The organism is Streptomyces zingiberis (genome assembly GCF_012034935.1).
GTDB classification, from domain to species: domain Bacteria; phylum Actinomycetota; class Actinomycetes; order Streptomycetales; family Streptomycetaceae; genus Streptomyces; species Streptomyces zingiberis.
Genome location: NZ_JAATEN010000004.1, coordinates 152333 through 167187, shown reverse-complemented (window position 1 = coordinate 167187; position 14855 = coordinate 152333). Strand labels below are relative to the sequence as shown.

The 14855-nt window shown below is 74.0% G+C and carries 11 protein-coding genes and 1 pseudogene; 7 read left to right on the top strand and 5 right to left on the bottom strand.

Annotated features, from left to right (window positions below; genetic code table 11):
* The first annotated feature begins 118 nt into the window (after positions 1 to 118).
* Together HCK00_RS06715 and HCK00_RS06710 are read left to right on the top strand one after the other, a co-directional pair.
* Positions 119 to 499: pseudogene (locus HCK00_RS06715) on the top strand (type II toxin-antitoxin system RelE/ParE family toxin).
* Complete coding sequence (locus HCK00_RS06710) at positions 496 to 837, top strand: helix-turn-helix domain-containing protein (protein ID WP_168100852.1); 342 nt, start codon at positions 496 to 498, stop codon at positions 835 to 837. Before HCK00_RS06715 ends, HCK00_RS06710 begins: the two are co-directional and overlap by 4 nt.
* Positions 838 to 894: 57 nt before the next feature.
* Here HCK00_RS06710 and HCK00_RS06705 read toward each other — a convergent pair whose 3' ends face one another.
* The 3 genes from HCK00_RS06705 to HCK00_RS06695 form a co-directional block, all read right to left on the bottom strand.
* A complete protein-coding gene (locus HCK00_RS06705; protein ID WP_168100851.1) occupies positions 895 to 2670 on the bottom strand; it encodes an ATP-binding SpoIIE family protein phosphatase in 1776 nt (591 codons plus the stop codon).
* Positions 2671 to 2913: 243 nt separating this feature from the next.
* Entirely contained in the window at positions 2914 to 3909 is a 996-nt protein-coding gene (locus HCK00_RS06700) for an SCO0930 family lipoprotein (protein WP_168100850.1), read from the bottom strand.
* Between the two features lie 243 nt (positions 3910 to 4152).
* Positions 4153 to 4485 carry a cupin domain-containing protein gene (locus HCK00_RS06695; RefSeq protein WP_168100849.1) on the bottom strand — a complete coding sequence of 111 codons (333 nt, stop codon included), beginning with the start codon at positions 4483 to 4485 and terminating at the stop codon, positions 4153 to 4155.
* Positions 4486 to 4734: 249 nt separating this feature from the next.
* Here HCK00_RS06695 and HCK00_RS06690 point away from each other — a divergent pair, with 249 nt between their 5' ends.
* Entirely contained in the window at positions 4735 to 5133 is a 399-nt protein-coding gene (locus tag HCK00_RS06690) for a hypothetical protein (protein ID WP_168100848.1), read from the top strand.
* A 479-nt stretch (positions 5134 to 5612) separates the two neighbouring features.
* Complete coding sequence (locus HCK00_RS06685) at positions 5613 to 7004, top strand: D-alanyl-D-alanine carboxypeptidase family protein (RefSeq protein WP_168100847.1); 1392 nt, start codon at positions 5613 to 5615, stop codon at positions 7002 to 7004.
* Between the two features lie 362 nt (positions 7005 to 7366).
* On the opposite strand, the gene HCK00_RS06680 is transcribed toward HCK00_RS06685, so the two are convergent.
* Both HCK00_RS06680 and HCK00_RS06675 read right to left on the bottom strand, forming a co-directional pair.
* Positions 7367 to 7930 (bottom strand): TIGR03086 family metal-binding protein, encoded by a 564-nt coding sequence (locus HCK00_RS06680; protein ID WP_168100846.1) that lies wholly within the window; start codon positions 7928 to 7930, stop codon positions 7367 to 7369.
* Positions 7931 to 8461: 531 nt separating this feature from the next.
* Positions 8462 to 9886 carry an NADP-dependent succinic semialdehyde dehydrogenase gene (locus HCK00_RS06675; protein WP_168100845.1) on the bottom strand — a complete coding sequence of 475 codons (1425 nt, stop codon included), beginning with the start codon at positions 9884 to 9886 and terminating at the stop codon, positions 8462 to 8464.
* A 490-nt stretch (positions 9887 to 10376) separates the two neighbouring features.
* Between HCK00_RS06675 and HCK00_RS06670 the strand changes: the two genes are divergently transcribed.
* The 3 genes from HCK00_RS06670 to HCK00_RS06660 all read left to right on the top strand — a co-directional run bounded on the left by HCK00_RS06670 (position 10377) and on the right by HCK00_RS06660 (position 14675).
* Entirely contained in the window at positions 10377 to 10625 is a 249-nt protein-coding gene (locus HCK00_RS06670) for a twin-arginine translocase TatA/TatE family subunit (protein ID WP_168100844.1), read from the top strand.
* A 398-nt stretch (positions 10626 to 11023) separates the two neighbouring features.
* Positions 11024 to 12691, top strand: coding sequence for a catalase (locus HCK00_RS06665; RefSeq protein ID WP_168100843.1), 1668 nt, complete (start codon positions 11024 to 11026; stop codon positions 12689 to 12691).
* Positions 12692 to 13127: 436 nt separating this feature from the next.
* Positions 13128 to 14675, top strand: coding sequence for an alanine/glycine:cation symporter family protein (locus HCK00_RS06660; RefSeq protein WP_168100842.1), 1548 nt, complete (start codon positions 13128 to 13130; stop codon positions 14673 to 14675).
* Positions 14676 to 14855 lie beyond the last annotated feature (180 nt).

Below are 14855 nucleotides of genomic sequence, written 5' to 3'. Positions count from 1 at the left end.
GTTGCCGGAGGAACGGCAGCGGCATCTCAGCGGCGGACGACCGCAGCCCCGCAGAGCGGGGACGCCCCGCCACTCCGTCCCGAGTATGCTGTTGGCGACATATCGCGTAGTGAGGTGAATGGTGCTCTTCACCGTCGAACTCGAGCCCGAAGTACGGGGCTGGCTGGAGGCGCTTCCAGCCAAGCATTTCCTCAAGATCGACGAATACGTCGGGTTACTCGCTGAGCATGCGTCCGCCCTCGGCGAGCCCTACTCCCGCCACCTCGGTGACGGAGTCCGGGAGCTGCGACCGACCCTTGACGGGGCAGCCATACGCATCACCTACTGACTTACCCCGAACCGCACCGCAGTCCTGCTGACCGTCTTCCGCAAGACGAGAATGCGGGAGGACGCGGAAGTCAGGCGCGCCAAGCTCGCGCAGAAGGTCTGTGAGGCCGAGCACGGACCGGCCCACGAGGAGTTCATCCGCATCATCGAGGAAGGAGAGGTGGAGCGATGAACCACAGCCGCTGGAAGACCCTGCGTGAGCGTAAGCTCGCGGCGGGCTTCACCGAACCGGCGAACGTGACCGAGACCCGTCGGGATGTCCAGCTGTCCATGGCTCTGGCAAAGGCAGTCTACGACCGGCGTACCGAACTCGGGCTCACCCAGGTCGAACTTGCCGCCCGTGCCGACCTCACCCAGGCGAAAATCTCCCGGATCGAAGGTTCCGACACCGTTCCCACACTGCCGCTCCTGGCCAAACTCGCCAAGGCTTTGGACGCCACCCTCAACATCGCCCTCGACAACGACGACGCCCAGGTGAGCTTTACCGGGCACGGCACCGACGCGGCCTGAGGCTCGTACCCCGCGGGTGACGGTTGTCCGCTCAGGCGGGGCCACCGGCCGGCCCGGTCAGGGGTCCGCCGCCGCGCGGGGACCGGCGGCCCCGCCGTCGGGGTCGGCGTCGGGGTCGGCGGTGGCGGTACCGGTGGCGGTGGCGGTGGCGGGCAGGCGGAACTCGCACCACACGGACTTGCCCTGGCCGCGGGACTCCACGCCCCAGTCGTCGCTCAGCAGTTCCACCAGCATCAGCCCGCGCCCGGAGGTGCCGGCGTCGCCGGGCTCCCGGCGGCGCGGCCAGCTGCTGGAGCGGTCCCGCACCTCCAGGTGGAGCAGGCGCGCGCGGCCCGGCCGCACCACCGCCGTGATCACGGCGCCGCCGTCGGTGTGGATCAGCGAGTTGGTGATCAGTTCGTCGGCGGCGAGTTCGATGTCGTCGGCCCGCTCCTCGATGCCCCAGGCGCGGACCGCCTCGCGGAGCATGCCGCGCGCCGTGGCCAGGGAGTCCGGGTCCGAGGGCGCGATGTGCTGGTGCAGGCGCTGCGGGGCGCGCGGCCGGGTGGGCGCCGTGCGGCGCAGGAGCAGCAGCGCCATGTCGTCGTCGCCGGTGCGCGGGTGCATGGCCGCCGTGAGGTGCTCGGCGAGGTCCTCCAGGGGGAACGGCCCGGTGCGTACCGCCTCCACCAGTTCCAGGCAGCCCTCCTCCAGATCGGTGCCGGGCCGCTCCACGAGCCCGTCGGTGTGGAGCACCAGCGTCTCGTCGGGTGCGAGTTCCACCGGGGTCACCGGGTACTCCAGCCCGCCGAACTCGGCGGAGAGCCCCAGCGGCAGGCCGCCGGCCACGGGAAGGGGGCGGCAGGCGCCGTCGGCCTGCCGCAGCAGCGGGTTGAGGTGCCCGGCCCGGACGAGGCGCACCTCGCCGGTGGCGGGCTGGATCTCGGCGTAGAGGCAGGTGGCGAAGCGGTCGGTGTCCAGTTCCTCCAGGAAGACGGAGGCGCGGGCCATGACGGTGGTGGGGGCGTGCCCTTCGGCCGCGTAGGCGCGCAGGGCGATGCGGAGCTGTCCCATGACGGCCGCGGCCTTGGTGTCGTGGCCGGTGACGTCGCCGATGAAGGCGCCCACGCGCCCGTCGGGCAGCGGCACCAGGTCGTACCAGTCCCCGCCCAGTTCGCTGCGGAGGCGGGCGGGGCGGTAGCGCACGGCGGCCTCGACCCCGGGGAAGGGCTCCACCCGGGGGAGCATCGTCTCCTGGAGCTCCTCGGCGATGTCGTGCGCCTGGTCGTAGAGGATGGCGCGCTGGAGGCTCTGGGCGAGGCTGCTGGCGAAGCCGACGTACAGGCTGCGGCCCTCGGCCCCGAAAGGCTCCTCCCCCGGGAACTCGCCGGGGAAGAGGACGCCGAGGGCGCCGAGGGTGCGCGACTGCGCCACCAGGGGCAGGAAGGCGGCCGAACCGAACGGCACGGCCGCCAGCCGCCGCGCCAGGCGAGGGTGGCGGCCCGTGAACTCCGCGCGGGTGCCGATCAGCCGGACCTTCCCGGTGCGGACCGCCTCGCACAGGGGGTCGTCGCTGTCGAGGGCGGCGTACTCCGTCACGAGGGCCCGTGCGGTGCCGTCGGTACCCCGGGCGATGATGTGCAGGCGGTCCTTCTCCACCAGGCCGACCAGCATCGTCACGGGCCCGACCCGGTCGGCGCCGTGGACGCCCTCCACCACGCGGACGACGTCCCGGACGTCGAGCGCCTGGGCCAGCCCGGTGGTGGCCTCCTCCAGGCGTGCCGCCAGGGTGCCGGGGGCGTGGGCGGCCTCCTCCGGCGGCCCGGCGCGGGGGGCCGTGTCACGATCACCCATCTGGCCTCCCGGCGCGGCCGGCCGCCGTCAGCGGTGTGCCGTTCCCTCCGGCACGATCTCACCGACCACTGTGGCACCTTCCGTCACGCGGCACGACCGCAGCGGCGCCGGGGCGTGACGGCCGTCCGGCCCCGTCCCGTGGGCTGCGCCTCGGGACGGGGCCGGGTGGCCGGTCGGTACGGTGGTACGGGCCTCCGCCGGGCCCGCGGGCCCGGCGGCCGCGGGGACCGGGACGGGCCGGGGTCAGCCCTTGATCAGCTTGCCCTTCGGGGAGACGGTGAACCAGGTGCCGCCGACGCCCTGGCCGTTGGTGTCACCCGCCTTCTCGTCACCGGTGTAGGTGTAGAGCGGCCAGCAGTCGATGGAGAGCTGCTCGGTGCCGTCGTCCCGCTTGAAGGTGGTCAGCAGCTTCGGCGTGATGCCCTTGACGTCCTTGAGGTCCACCGCGCCGACCGGCTTCCACAGCTCCTCGCACTTCCCGGCGCAGTTGGACTTCATCGGCCAGCGGCTGTCCTTGGTGAACGCGTAGAGCGTGCGGCCCTTGCCGTCGCGGATGATCGTGCCCAGGTCGGCGTCCTGAACGGTGGAGACCGCCGGCAGGTTCCGGCTCTCCTGGGCGCCTCCCGCCGGGGCGCTGCCCTCGGGCTTGCCGCCCGCCCCGCCGCCGGACCCGCCGGCGGCCGCCTTCTTGCCGTCGGGCGCGGCTGCGTACCAGGTGCCGCCCATGCCCTGGCCGTTGGTCTGCCACGGCTCGGTGTCCTTGGCGTACCGGTACATCGGCCAGCCGCCGACGGTGAGCTGCTTGGTGCCGTCCGCCCGGCTGACCTCGCCCAGCAGGGCCTCGTCGATCCCGGCGGTGGAGGAGACGTCGGCGGCCGGGACCGGCGGCCAGGCCTTGGCGCAGTCGCCCTCACAGGTGGCCTGCGGCGGGGACGCCTTGTCCTTCTCGAAGCGGTAGAGGGTGAAGCCGGCGCTGTCGGTCAGCACCTGGCCGAGTTCCTCGCTGTCCCCGATGGTGAGCTGTCCCGCCGGCTTGGCCTTCTGCGCCCCTTGCCCCGCGCCGCCCGCGGGCGGTGCGGAATTCTGCCCCGCGCCGCCCGCCGGGTCCTGCGGGGTGACGGCTCCGGGCTGCCCGGCAGGCTGTGTCGCGCCCGCCCCGCCCGGGTCCTGCGCACATGACGTCATCAGCATCATCGCCACCGCCGTCACCGCGACCGAGGCGCCCTGCCACTTCCTCATCCTGTTCTCCTGCGATCCGCTGTACCCGTCCGGCGCGGGTGCGCCTCTGACGGCAGGAGGTACGGACGGTGACCCTGCGTCGTTCACCGTGGAGGCCGCGGATTCCCGTTATTTTTCGGCCGGGTCACCGCCGGTACGGTCCGGGAGCGGGTCCGGTGGCGCGGCCGGGTGACGCCGTGGGGCGGGGCAGGGGGTCACCCAGGGTCGCGGCGGTGCCGCATCGCGCCCGCCGGACCGGGTGGGTCACTCGCCGGCGACGGTGAGCAGGAGGACCGAGTCCTCCACCACCTCCAGCTCGTGCGGGGCGTCCGGGAGGAGGATGAGGTCGCCGTTGGTGCCCTCCGCGACGTCGTCCGGGCCGGTGCCGACCCGGACCCGGCCGGTGAGGACGAGCACGGTGGCCTCGCCGGGGCTCTCGTGCTCCGTGGGCTCCGCTCCCCCGCGCAGCGCGATGACGGTCTGCCGCAGCCGGCGGCCGTGGCCGGGGAAGGACGTGGTGGCGGCCCGGCCGTCGTCCTCCCGGTACGCCGCGGCGAGACGTTCCTCCGCGACGGATCTGAGCGAAAGCATCTCCATGGCCCCACTGTGCTGCCGGTCGCGGCCCCCCGCATCTCGCCGGCTCCGCCGCGCCCCGCCCGTTGCGGCCCCGGGCCCCGGTGGTTCCCGGGACCGGCCGGGGGGAAGCCTGGACCTCGATTAATAGGCTTATCGGGTTATTTCACGGCATGTCTTCCGGTCCGGCGGGCCGCCAGGCGGCAGGGTGCAGGACGAGAAGGTGCATCCGCCGCCCGCCCGGCGAACCGCCGACCTGGAGGAACCGTGCGCGTGTTGACCAGATACCTGTCCGTCGCGGCGGCCGCGGGCGTCATCGCCGCCGTGCTCGTCGGGGCCGAGCTGGCCTCCTCGGGGGACCCGGCCCCCACCGAGGACAGCAACCGCCCGCCGGCGGCCGCCGCCCCCCAGGCACCGGGCGGGCTCTCCTTCACCTACGGGGAGAAGCTGCCCGGGCAGCGGATCGACGCCCCCCGCGTCGGCATCTGCTATCCCTTCGAGGGGGACGCCCCCTCGGCGTTCCGCAACGACACCGATCTGGCCGCCCAGCTGTACCCGGCGCCCGACTGCGGCGGCGAGCCCGGCGTGCTGCTCTCCCCCGGCGAGCGGCGCACCGGCACGGCGGCGGGCCGTGGCGTCGTCTTCGTCGTCCCGGCGGAGCGGGCCGGCTGACGGCGGGCCGCCGCCCCTCTTCCCGCTCCCCCTCCCACCGCCACGTGGTCAAGGCCGCCGCGGACCGCCCTGCGGCGCCGCCCACCGCGGACCGCGCACCCGCGCGGCCCCGGCCGCCGCGGCCGAGTCCCGCACGCGGCGGCCGGCCTCCCGGGCCACCGCTCTCCGGTCTCCGGGGACTTCGCTGCGGCACGCGGGAGCCCGGCCACGGCGGGAACGGTCCGCCCTCCAGCTCCGGATTCCCGGCCGCCGCCCTGACCCCCGGCCCCCGGCCGCCGGGCGCGGCGTTCGGGGCAGGCAGGCCGAGCGCCGGCCGGGAGACCGGCAGGACCGTGCCCCGCCGGTTCCGCCGGGGCGGCCGCCCGCCCATTCCCCCTGCCATCACGGCGATTTGACGGTACGTCGGCCGCTCGGCCACCGCTTCCCGTATGGAGCAGGAACACGCGGCACGGCGGTCGAACCGTTCCTACGGTGCAGACATGGACAAAACCCCCGGATTCCCCCTGCGGGCCGGTGCCGTCGCGGCCGCCCTCCTCGCCCTTCTCGCCGGCGGCCCCTCGTCGGCGGCCACGGCGGCGCCGGCGGCCCGGACCGCCCCGGCCGCCCCGGACGACGGCCGCCACGCCCACCGGGCCGGACAGCGGCCCGCGGTCCACGCCGTACGCCCGCCGGCCGGTCCCGGTCTGCACGTGCCGGCCGGGCGGGCCGCCCGCACCCTGCCGCAGGATCTGTCGGCCCGTTCGTGGATGGTCTCCGACGCCCGTACCGGCCAGGTCCTGGCGGCCAAGGACGCCCACCGCAGGCTGCCGCCCGCGTCCACCCTGAAGATGCTGTTCGCCCTCACCCTGCTCCCCCGGTTCCCGCAGGACTCGCTGCGCACCGTCCGGGACGAGGATCTCCGGGCGGTGGGCGCGGGCAGCAGCATGGTCGGCCTCAAGCCCGGCCACCGGTACACCGTGGCCGATCTGTGGCGGGGAGTCTTCCTGGCCTCCGGCAACGACGCGGTCCACGTCCTGGCGGCGATGAACGGCTCGGTGGAGCGGACGGTGCGGCAGATGCGGGCCCGGGCGCGGATGCTGGGGGCGACCGACACCCGCGTCGTCTCGCCCGACGGCTACGACGCCCCGGGCCAGGTCTCCTCGGCGTACGACCTCAGCCTCTTCGCCCGCGCCGGGCTCGCCCAGCCCTACTTCGCCCGCTACTGCGGACTGGCCCGGACCCACTTCCCCACCGGGCGGGACGCGGCGGGGCGGCAGCTCGGCGGTTACGCAGTCGCCAACACCAACCGGCTGCTGAGCGGCGGGCCCGGGGTGACGCCCTACCCGGGCGCGGTCGGGGTGAAGAACGGCTACACCACGCATGCGGGGAACACCCTGGCCGCGGCGGCCCGGCGGGACGGGCGCACGCTGCTGGTGACGGTGATGAACCCGACGTCCGGCGCGCCGCACGCCGTCTACCAGGAGGCGCGGGCCCTGCTCGACTGGGGTTTCTCGGTGGCCGGTGACGCGCCGTCGGTCGGCACCCTCAACCCGGTGCGCCCGGGGGACCCGCTGCCCGCGCCACCGCCGGGGGTCAACAGCGCCGGGACCACCGTCACGCCCGAGCCGGACGGCGACGGTGCGGGCCGCCCGGCGGCGTACACCGGGGCGGTGGTTCTCCTCGGCGCCGCGCTGGCCTGGGCGCTGCGGCCGGCCCTGCGCCGGCGGCGGGCGCGGTGGGCGGCCACGGCCCCCGGCGGGGCCGGAACCGGGGCCGAGGACCGGGGCCCGGCAGGAGCCGCGGACGGGAGCGGCGGTGCCCCGCCCGGCCGGTGGGACGCCCTCCGCTCCTGGCGGGGCCTCCGCCGGCGGGGAGGCCGCCCCCACCGGTGACGGACTCCGTCCGTCCGGGCCGTCCACCGGGCACGGTGCGGGCGGGCGGTCCGCTCGCCGGCGCGTACCGGCCCGGGCACGGGAGGGCGGCCGGGCGGCGTCCCGCCGGTGAGCGGCCCCGCCGGCGCGGAGGTTCGGCCGGTGGAACCGCGGGCGGGAATAGCGCCGGGGAGACCCGAGCGGCGTGGGATCCCCTTCCGTGGACCGCCGGGAGCCCCAGCCTGGCCCGGCGCTGATGACGCGACCGCACCCACGGCACCGCGCCCGCCGGGCCGGGCCGCCGTCGCCGCCCGGGCCTGCGGGTGCGCCCCGGCGGGACCGGCCAGGCGCCCGTCAGAGCCCGCGCGCCCGGCCCGCGCGGGTCAGGGCTCGCGGCCGAGCAGCCCGACCAGCCGGTCCTGCGCCCGCGCGGTCCCGGGTACGGACACGGGTGCCGCGAACAGCCCCGAGCCCTGGAGGGAGTCGGCGAGGGGCGCGGTGCGCTCGTGGAGTTCGCCGGCGAGTTCCTCGTCCAGGGTGTCGTCGTCGCCGATGCCCCGGGCCAGGTCCCAGGCGTGTACGGCCAGGTCGGTGGTCATCTGCCAGCCGTACTCGGTGGTGGGGGACGGCCCGCCGCTGGTGTGCACCCGGCCCTCCAGGGCGCCCGGCCGGTGGAAGGCGTCGTGCGACTCGGCGGCGGCCCGTTCCCAGGCGGCGACGGGGTCGTCCCCGAGGACATCCCCCTCGAAGCGGTCGCCGACCTCGGCGAGGGTGGCGCCGCGCAGCAGCCAGGGCGCCCACAGGTGCTCGGCGGTCAGGTGGTTCACCAGATCGCGCACCGTCCAGTCGGCGCAGGGCGTGGGCTCGTCCCACTGTTCGGCTCCGACGCGGTGCACCCGGCGGTCGAACTCCAGCCAGGCGTTGTCGAAGGCATCGAGCAGATCCATGGTTCAGTTCCCCGCCGTTCCGCCGACCGGGCTGGGACCGGGCTGTGGTTCGGGCCCCGGCTCCGGGTGGCTGGGGCCGGGCGGCACCGGGGGGACCGGGTCCGGTTCGGGGACGGGCGTGGGTCCCGGGTTCGGCCCGGGCCCCGGCCGCGGGCCCGGGCCCGGCCCTGGCCCGGGCTCCGGCGGGGGCGTAGGGGCCGGGGGCAGCGGGTCGGGGACGGGGTTCGGCCCGGGGCCCGGGGTGGGCGTCGGGGCCGGCGGGACGGGGTCGGGATGCGGACTCGTCATCAGCTCTCCAGTGGTGTGGTCCAGGTCCGGCGGGGGCCGCCCGGGGCGGCGCCCGCCGGAGGGGACGGGGGAACGCGTACCCGGCCGGTGCCCCTCCGGACCGGGGTGTCCCCGTCCTGGTGGACGGGGACGGGGGACGGGGGACATGAACGGGGACACGGTCGTGACGGGGGACGCGGCCCTGGACCTGTCGGGGGCACGGGCCGCGCGGCGGCCGGCAACGGCACCGGCCGGCCGGCCGGCTCAGTCGCCGCCGACGGGCCCCGGCTCGGCGTGCGACGGCCCGAACCAGACGGTCGTGGCGTTGCAGAACTCGCGGATGCCGTGCCCGGCCAGTTCACGCCCGTAGCCGGAACGCTTGATCCCGCCGAAGGGCAGGGCGGGGTGCGAGGCGGTCATGCCGTTGACGTAGACGGCGCCCGCCTCCAGGTCGCGGACGAAACGACGCTGCTCCTCCGGGCTCCGCGTCCACACATTCGAACTCAGCCCGAACGGTGTGTCGTTGGCGACCTCGATCGCCTGGTCCACCCCGGAGACCCGGTAGAGGGACGCGACGGGGCCGAACGCCTCCTCGTGGTGGATCCGCATCTCGGGGGTGACATGGGCCAGCACCGTCGGCTCGTAGTACCAGCCGTCGGGCAGCCCCTCGGGCCGCCGCCCGCCGCAGAGCACGTCGGCGCCGCGCACCCGGGCGTCCTCCACCAGCTCCTCCAGGTCGGCGCGGCCCCGCTCACTGGAGAGCGGCCCCACGTCCGTGGATTCGGCCATCGGGTCGCCGACGGTCAGGGCCGCCATGGCCTCGGTGAAGCGGGAGCAGAACGCGTCATAGACGTCGGTGTGCACGATGAAGCGCTTGGCCGCGATGCAGGACTGGCCGTTGTTCTGGACCCGCGCGGTCACGGCGGTCGCGGCGGCCTTCTCCACGTCGGCGGAGGACATGACGACGAACGGATCGCTGCCGCCCAGTTCCAGCACCGTCCTCTTCACCTCGTCCCCGGCGACCGAGGCCACCGCGCGGCCGGCCGGCTCGCTGCCGGTGAGGGTCGCGGCGGCCACCCGCGGGTCACGCAGGATCCGCTCGACGGCCCCGGAGCCGATCAGCAGCGTCTGGAAGCACCCGTTCGGGTAGCCCGCGCGGTGGAAGAGGTCCTCCAGGTAGAGCGCGGTCTGGGGGACGTTGGAGGCGTGCTTGAGGAGTCCGACGTTGCCTGCCATCAGCGCGGGCGCGGCGAAGCGGATCACCTGCCACAGCGGGAAGTTCCACGGCATGACGGCGAGGATCACGCCCAGCGGGCGGTAGCGGACGAACGCCCGGTTGGCGCCGGAGTCCTCCACGTCGGGGGCGGCCGGCTCCTCGTCGGCCAGCAGCCCTTCGGCGTTCCGCGCGTACCAGCGCATCGCCTTGACGCACTTGGCGACCTCGGCGCGGGAGGCGGTGAGGGTCTTCCCCATCTCCGTGGTCATCGTCCGGGCGATGTCCTCGCGCTCCTCCTCCAGCAGGTCGGCGGCGCGGCACAGCAGGTCGGCGCGGCGGCCGAAGCCGGTGGTGCGGTGCGTGTGGTAGGCGCGGCGCGCCCGTTCGATACGCTCCTCCAGCTCCGCGTCGCCCAGGGGGTCGAAGGTCTTCAGCGTCTCCCCGGTGGCCGGGTTGACGGTGGCGATGGCCATGGCGGTGTCTCCTCCTCGGTGCGCGGTGGTACGCGGCTGGTGGCCCACCGGACCGGGGGCCGGCCGGTGGCCTGTGACGCTGGTACCCCGTCTGCCCCGCTTACTCCACCACCGGGCGGGCGGTGGAGTGACGGCTTCCGGGCGCGGGGCGCGTGACGTCACGCGCCGGGCGCGCGGCCACACACCCCCGCGCTTCGCCGTGCGGCCGGCCGCCGGGGCTACGCACCGGCCGTCCCCGGCACCCGCCGGGCCGCGCTCCCCGGCTCACCGGCCGGGGCCGGTCGCGGTCCGGGGCGGCACGGTCCGGGGTGCGGAGGCCGCCGATCCCGGTGTCCCGGCCGCGCCGGCGCCGTGCGCCCCAGTCCCGGTGGGGCGCGGACGTGGCGGGGCCGCCCGGCCCTCTGTCCCAGTTGTCTACAGTGCTGTAGATTCCGAGGGTCCCGCGCCGCGGGCGTCCGCACCCCCCGCTACCCGGAGGAACCCCTCGCCGATGTTCGGTCTCAGCGAGCTCGCCGTCCTGCTCATCGTCGTCATCGTCGTCCTCGGCGCCAAGAAGCTCCCGGAGCTGACCCGGTCCGCCGGGAAGGCGGCCCGCATCCTGAAGAGCGAGCGGCGGGCCATGAAGGAGGAGGGGGAACGGGACGGCGCCGGGCCCGAGCCCCGGATCATCCGGGCCACGCCCGAGCCGCGCGGCGACGCCGCCCGCGGGACGCACCACCGGGAGGACGGCTCCGTCTGACCCCCAGGGAGGTCCGGTCGCGCCACCGCGCGGAGGCCGCACCCCCGCCCGTACGGTCACGCGCCCGCCGGCACCGTCCGGCGGCGCCCGGGGCCGGCCCGCTCTCCGGCCGGAGGACGCCCGGCGGTCCCCACAGCAGGAACAGCGCCTCCCGCCGTCCGCGCCGCCCTGCCGCGCCCCCGGCTCCCGGGGGCGGCCCCTCCCGCTCCGCCGCCGCTCTTCTCCCTGCGAGCGCTCCGAACCGCCCGGAGGACCGGCCCGCCGGCCCGCCGGAATCAGCGCTTCCGCCCCGTTCTCCCGTTAGGCCCCCACCCGCCGGGGTAGGCGCAGTCAACCGCCCGCCCTGACGGGAGCGGCGCGCTGACCGAGTTCAGACGGCGAAGAAGGAGCCCAGCACCGTGACGGACGCATCGACCAGGGGCGCCGGCCAGGGGGACGGCCGCCCGTTCCTCACCAACCGGCAGGGCCACCCGGTCCACGACAACCAGAACCAGCGCACGATCGGCGCGCGCGGCCCGGCCACGCTGGAGAACTACCAGTTCCTGGAGAAGATCAGCCACTTCGACCGCGAGCGCGTCCCCGAGCGTGTGGTGCACGCCCGGGGCGTCACCGCGTACGGCTACTTCGAGGCGTACGGCGCCTGGGGCGACGAGCCGATCAGCCGCTACACCCGCGCCAAGCTCTTCCAGGAACGCGGCAGGCGCACCGACGTCGCGGTCCGGTTCTCCACCGTGATCGGCGGCCGTGACTCCTCGGAGGCGGCCCGGGACCCGCGCGGCTTCGCGGTGAAGTTCTACACCGAGGACGGCAACTGGGACCTGGTCGGCAACAACCTGGGCGTCTTCTTCATCCGCGACGCGATCAAGTTCCCCGACGTGATCCACGCACTGAAGCCGGACCCGGTGACCTTCGAGCAGAAGCCCGGGCGCATCTTCGACTTCATGTCGCAGACGCCCGAGGCCATGCACATGCTGGTCAACCTGTTCTCCCCGCGGGGCATCCCGGCGGACTACCGCCACATGCAGGGCTTCGGCGTCAACACCTACAAGTGGGTGGACGCGGACGGCAACACCAAGCTGGTCAAGTACCACTGGATGCCCAAGCAGGGCGTCCGCAGCATGACCGAGGAGGACGCCGCCAACGTCCAGGCGGACTCCCTCGGCCACGCCACCAAGGACCTCTACGAGGCCGTCGCCCGCGGTGAGCACCCCGAGTGGGAACTGCTCGTCCAGATGATGGACGACCACGACCACCCGGAGCTGGACTTCGACCCGCTGGACGACACCAAGACCTGGCCCGAGCAGGACTTCCCGCCCCGGCCCGTGGGCCGGATGGTGCTGAACCGGATGCCGGCGAACTACTTCGCGGAGAACGAGCAGATCTCCTTCGGCACCGGTGTCCTCGTCGACGGCCTGGACTTCTCCGACGACAAGATGCTCGTCGGCCGGACCTTCTCCTACAGCGACACCCAGCGCTACCGGGTCGGCCCGAACTACCTCCAGCTCCCCGTCAACCAGGCGAAGAACGCCCGGGTGCGCACCAACCAGCGCGACGGGCAGATGGCCTACGGCGTCGACGGCGGCGAGTCGGACACGCACGACCCGCAGGTCAACTACGAGCCGTCGATCCTGGGCGGGCTCCAGGAGGCGCCCGGCCCCGCGCACGGCGAGCAGGGCCCGGAGATCACCGGCCGGCTGACCCGCGAGCGGATCCCCCGCACCAACGACTACCTCCAGGCCGGCCAGCGCTATCTGCTGATGGAGGAGTGGGAGCGGGACGACCTGGTGCGCAACTTCACCGATCTGCTCTCCCAGTGCGACCGCCGGGTGCGCGAGCGGATGCTCTGGCACTTCCTGCTGGTCGAGAACGACCTGGGGCTGCGGGTCGCCGAGGGCCTGGGCGTCGACCCGTCGGAGGTGGCCCACCTGGAGCCGCTGCCGGGGCAGACGCTCACCGAGGAGGACGAGCGGCGGCTGGCGAACCTCGGCAAGAACCCGCCGCGCGACGTCTCCGGGCTCACCATGACGCACTGCGTGCCCGACGAGCGCCATGTCGTGACCCGCTGACCCGCTGACCCGCGTCCTGGCTCCGGGAACCCTTCCCAGCGGGCCGGGACCGCTCTCCCGCCGCGCCGCTCCCGCAGCGGCGCGGCGGCCGGACGAGGGGCCGGGCCTTCGGGCCCGGCCCTTGCGCGTGCCCGCCGCAAGGAGCACCGCAAGGAGCACCGCCGCATTCCGGATCGCATTTCGATCCCGTAACGTTCCGTGCTCGATTTCGCCCCGCTCACCGGTCCGGCATTGCTGTATAGCGAAACCGTCCTGGAATTTTGTCCGGCGATGGAGGAATAAAACGACCATAGGGGGCAACTGGAGTGACCCACATCACACCATGGTGGTTGCTCTCCGTGGTAGGAACTCCCAATCTGTCGTATCAGCGCACTCCCTTCGACCACAGGGAGGCGCGTCCTCGTCCTCAGCTCCACACCAGCCCGAGGTTTCCTTCATGGCAAGCGATTCATTCACCTCGACGATCGAGGAATCCGTCAACGGGTTCTTCAACCCCGTCTCCGACTTCCTGGGCAAGTGGGTCTTCTACGAGACCGACTTCGGGATCTTCCCCACCCCCTTCCCCTGGATCGTGGGCTGGCTGGTCATCGCGGGCATCGTCTTCTCCATCTATTTCGGCTTCGTCCAGGCCCGGCGGACCAAGCTCGCCGTCGACCTGGTCCGCGGCAAGTACGAGGACAAGAACGACCCCGGTGAGGTGAACCACTTCCAGGCCCTCACCGCCGCGGTCTCCGGCACGGTCGGTCTGGGCAACATCGCCGGTGTGGCCGTCGCGGTCACCATCGGCGGCCCGGGCGCGACCTTCTGGATGATCCTCTGCGGTCTGCTCGGTATGGCGACGAAGTTCGTCGAGTGCACGCTGGGTGTGAAGTACCGTGACGTCCACGAGGACGGCACCGTCTCCGGCGGTCCCATGCACTACCTGCGCAAGGGCCTCGCCGAGCGTGGCATGGCCGGCGTCGGCAAGGTGCTCGCCGTCGGTGTGGCGGTCTCCCTGCTCTTCTTCACCTTCTTCGGTGGCAACCTCTTCCAGGCCAACCAGAGCTTCACCCAGCTCCGCTCGGTCACCGGCGGCGAGGACGGCATCTTCGGCAACTCCCTCGGCGCCCTCATCTTCGGTGTGCTGCTGGCCACGCTGGTCGCCCTGGTCCTGCTCGGTGGAATCCGCTCCATCGCCAACGTCACCAGCCGGCTGGTCCCCGCGATGGCGGGTATCTACGTCACCGCCTGTCTCATCGTCATCGGCGTCAACATCACAGCCCTCCCGGACGCCGTGGCCACCATCATCGACGGGGCGTTCAACCCCGAGGGTGTCGCCGGCGGTGTGATCGGCGTGCTGATCATCGGCTTCCAGCGGGCGGCGTTCTCCAACGAGGCGGGCATCGGCTCGGCCCCGATCGCGCACTCCGCGGTGAAGACCCGGCACCCGGTCACCGAGGGCCTGGTGGCCCTGCTGGAGCCGTTCATCGACACCGTCGTGATCTGCACCATGACCGCGCTGACCATCGTCATCGCCTCCACCCCGAGCTGGGAGGCCGCCCGGGACGCGGCGGCGGCCGGCGAGGGCCCGGGTGACGGTGTCACGCTCACCTCGGACGCCTTCGAGACCGTCCTCCCGTGGTTCCCCTACGTCCTCACGGTCGCGGTGCTGCTCTTCGCCTTCTCCACGATCATCACCTGGAGCTACTACGGCCTGAAGTGCTGGACCTACCTCTTCGGCCGCAGCAGCACCAGCGAGAACATCTACAAGGTGCTGTTCAGCGTCACGGTCGCCGCGGGTTCGCTGCTGACCCTCGGCGCCCTGATGAACATGGCCGACGCGATGCTCTTCCTCGCGGCCGTCATGAACATCATCGGCCTCTACTTCCTGGCCCCGATCGTCAAGCGGGAGCTCTCCTCCTTCCTCCGTCTGGTCCGCGAAGGACGCGTCAACTCCCCTGACTCCGGGGAGCCGGACACCCCCGAGCCGGCCGCCAAGGTCTGACCCGGAGGTCCCGCGGGACCGCCCGCAACGGCGAGGGCCCGTCCGCACCACCGCTCCGGCGGGGTGCGGACGGGCCCTCGCCGTTGCGGGGCGGAGGCGCCGGGACGGGCCGGGGCGTCACCCGCGAGCCGTCCGGGGCCGGGCCGAACCGAAGAGGGCCGCACTCCCGGCGGGCCCGGC